The following is a 3,526-nucleotide window of genomic DNA, read 5'->3' as shown; positions in this document are numbered from 1 at the left end:
GGCGGATCCTCCGCAAGGCCAGACTCAGCCCGAACGCACTCACGTCAACCACAAAGGCCATCCTCACCCTGGAGGCTCACCGTTGAAAAGGCTCCCTGCTCCAGATACGCGGCCAGCTTCTGAAGACAACGCGGGGACAGACGGCACCGCGAACCGCTCGGGCCACGGGAGGCCAGTGCCTGCACACCACCGTCCCGCCACAACTGGTGCCACTGGTATGCCGACTTCAGACTCACCCGCAGTTGCCGCGCGACCTCCGATGGCTTGACCTCCTGCTCGAACAGCTCGGCCGCCTGTATCCGCACGGTCTCCCGGCGCTGGCGTCCCACAGCAGTCAGCCCACCCCCATCCGCATATCTCACACAACCCGGGATACAGCCACCACTCCAGACCCATCAGGGACTTCACCGAAGTTCACCCTGACGAGCCGGGGTCAGTAGTTGGTGGCCGAGATAGTTACGGGCGTTGGCCAGCCAGGCGCTGCTGTCCGCCAGCTCCGGGAAGTACAGGGCGATCTCGGCCAGGGCCTGTTTCTGGCCCAGCATCCAGTTCGGGGTGGAGACGACGGCGCGGGCCAGATACTGGCCCGACTTGTCCAGGACGCGGAGCAGCTCCAGGTGCGGGCGGGGGGTGAGAGAGGTGCTGTTGCGCAGGATCTCGTACGCGTAGAGCCAGCTGCTCACACGGGCGGCGGTGTCCAGACTGCGCGGGAACGAACCCGCACCGTAGGGGGTGCCGTATGCGTCGGCGTCATGCACGAAGTCGAGCATCAGCCCGGCCAGCGCGAAATGCGGCAGCTGTCCGCTGTCTCGTGGCTGTCCAGTGGCTATGCGCGGCAACAGACGCTGTTTCCTGTATGGCAGCGCCTTGAGCGTGCGCACGTCCGGTGAATCAATCCCGGCCATGGCCCGGGGAAGCAGCCCTGCACGTGCTCGCCGAACAGCGGGCGGCGCACGCAGCTCTGGCAGCGAACCAGCCGTACCTGCTGCTGCGGCTGATCCGGTGTGCCCCGGCGATACGGAACGCCGAGGGCGAGGGCCTGATCGCTCCCAACCTGTCCGACCAGGTACAGCTGCAGCTGAAAGCGGCTGCGGCTGAGATCCTCGATCGGACCGGGATGCGGCGAGCATGCATTACTCCGCCGCCCGCCCAGTGACCGGGCAGGGTGTGTGCAGACCCTGCGGGAGTCGGCCCCATGACCACCACTCGGTGCGGCGGCTGCCGCTCGCGTGTTGGGTGACTCTGGTAGAGAACAGTCAGTGGACCTCGACCGCGCAGGCAGGCGATCACGTGCGACCGTGCGCTGCCGTTGCCATCATTGCAATCAAGGCTGCCGTCACTCCGGCTGGTGCGACGGAAGGGCCGGGGACGCCCGGCCCCGGCGAGCAACGACAACGTCAAGACGGGCGAGGTGCAGGCAGCGAGTACACCACGCTGCCGGATCCGGCGGCCGTCGTCCACGGTCGCGCGAGGGGTCGCGGCGCTTCGAGATCGTGAACACATCGGTCCGTGCCGGGCCGAGCAATGCTGGGGAGTCCTGATGAAGCTGAAAATCAGCCGGTTCTGCGTTGCCGCCCTCTCGGCGGTGGTGGCCTGTATGCTGGCGATGCCCGCCATGGCGACGGGAGGCCTGACCTACCTCGGCAAGACCAGTGACGTGTTCACCGTCCATGACGTGGGCCGATTAGTGAACGATCCACGCAATGCCTTCTTCGTGCCTTACCACGGCAACCCGGTGGTCAGCGCGCCCAATCTGTACTCGCCCAACCCTGTGAAGGCGGACGGCGTCTGGAACATCTACTTCGGCGGCTGGCGTACCAAGGGCCAGGGCAACGACGAGATCTACCTGGCCACCACCCGCGATGACGCGCTGTCCAGCGGCTTCACCGGCGTCAAGACGGTCATCGGGCATGGCGTCTACGTGCACGTCAATGACCCGTCAGCGATAAAGCGACACTTCGGATGGGTCATGGCCATGACCAGTGCTAGGTCGGGCAAGGGCGACGATCGGTGCTCGGTTCTAAGCTCCCGTGACGGCGTACGCTGGCCGCGGCTGACCGACTACAGCCACGAGGTCATCTTCCGAGGCGCGCGCGTGACCAAATGCGCCCGCCCGTCACTGATCTGGAACGCGGAATACGGCAAGGGCGCAGGCCGGTGGGAGCTGTACTTCGACGGCACGGTCAATGGCGGGCCACCCTACCAGCAGCACCTGGCCGTCTCCAACGAAGCCATCCCCAGACACTTCACCCACGTGCAGCGGGTCGGCAGTTTCGTCGAAGGCGACATCCGCCGGCTGAACGGCAGGTACATCGCTGCCTACCGGAGAACCGACGCACCGAAGCCTTGGCACCTCCACTACGCCACCAGCCGGGACGGGGTCCATTTCACCGACGCCGGTGAGCTGCTGGCGCCCGACCCACTGGCCGCCGGCGGCTACGACCGCTGCGGCGTCAACACGCCCGGCTGGGCGATCAACGAAAAGGGCCGCATCACCGCCCTGATGTACGCCGGCACCGCCAACTGCCACTTCACCGATCACAAGCTCGGCGTCGCCCTCCCACAAGCCGCGGCCATCCTTTTCACCGGCGGCATCGTGCACGTGCACCGACAGGCCACCAACGCCACCGTGCAGCGCATCGATACCCATCGGTACAAGAGAGTCAGTCGACTTCAGGTCATCGACCGGCCCCACGCAGCACCCCGCATCGATCAGGCCATCGCCGGAACCCGCGGGGACGCATGGTCGGCTGGCGCTCGCACCTACACTCCTTTACCCCGTAAGGGCGCTACCGCCTCATCCTTCGCGTCGCTCGCATTTGTTGCCTCCAACACCATCGACGGCAGCTCAGCAACCGCCTGGTCCTCCACTGGTGGTCCGGCGAACCGCATCGAATGGATCAGGGTCGACCTCGGCACCGCGCAACCCATCCGCCGGGTCGTCCTCACCCCCCGCAAGAACGGTTGGGGATTCCCGGCCGACTTCACCATCCAGACCAGCCAAGAGGGAACGAAGTTCACCAACGTCCGCTTCCAGCAGCACCCCGGCTTCATCAACCCCGGCAACACCCGGGTATCGCTCGCCTTTACAGCCCCCGCCAAGGCCCGCTTCATCCGCGTCCTGGCCACCAAACTTGGCACGGACCCCTATGGCAACCGCTACTTCCAACTGGCAGAAGTCTCACCACAGAAGTAACAGGCACCTCGGCTCCTCCAAGGCCCGGCGGAGCTGAGCGGACACGGCGGTCGACAATGCACGTCTCTCGTGCACAAGGGATCGGTGATGTCGCCTCCGAGAGCGGATTCGAGGACCCATGGCACCAGTTGTGGCGGGACGGTGGTGTGCAGGCTCCGGTCTCCCGTGGCCCGAGCGGTTCGCGGTGCCGGCTGTCACCGTGCTGTCTTCAGAAGCTGGCCGCGTATCTGGAGCAGGGTCCGGCCGCGCACGGCTGGGTGGAGGACCAGGTGTGGACCGCGGCGAGGGTGGCCACGTTGATCGGCAGGAAGTTCCGCGTCTCCTACAGCG

General features: G+C 66.2%; 3 protein-coding genes and 2 pseudogenes. 3 read left to right on the top strand and 2 right to left on the bottom strand.

Annotation, left to right across the window (positions count from 1 at the left end; genetic code table 11):
• Positions 1 to 92 precede the first annotated feature (92 nt).
• Positions 93 to 362, bottom strand: a pseudogene (locus tag ACZ7GZ_RS42710) (helix-turn-helix domain-containing protein); the annotation flags it as partial.
• A 42-nt stretch (positions 363 to 404) separates the two neighbouring features.
• Positions 405 to 839: a heparinase II/III family protein gene (locus ACZ7GZ_RS42705; RefSeq protein ID WP_471033204.1), complete on the bottom strand. Its 435-nt coding sequence runs from the start codon at positions 837 to 839 to the stop codon at positions 405 to 407.
• Between the two features lie 89 nt (positions 840 to 928).
• Here ACZ7GZ_RS42705 and ACZ7GZ_RS42700 point away from each other — a divergent pair, with 89 nt between their 5' ends.
• The 3 genes and pseudogenes from ACZ7GZ_RS42700 to ACZ7GZ_RS42690 all read left to right on the top strand — a co-directional run.
• On the top strand, positions 929 to 1,156 hold the full coding sequence (locus tag ACZ7GZ_RS42700; RefSeq protein ID WP_471033201.1) for a hypothetical protein: 228 nt from the start codon (positions 929 to 931) through the stop codon (positions 1,154 to 1,156).
• A 384-nt stretch (positions 1,157 to 1,540) separates the two neighbouring features.
• Entirely contained in the window at positions 1,541 to 3,196 is a 1,656-nt protein-coding gene (locus ACZ7GZ_RS42695; RefSeq protein ID WP_471033199.1) for a discoidin domain-containing protein, read from the top strand.
• Between the two features lie 119 nt (positions 3,197 to 3,315).
• Positions 3,316 to 3,526, top strand: a pseudogene (locus ACZ7GZ_RS42690) (IS630 family transposase); the annotation flags it as partial.

The organism is Streptomyces sp. NPDC037288, from assembly GCF_055603265.1.
This window is presented reverse-complemented; position numbering and strand designations above follow the sequence as displayed.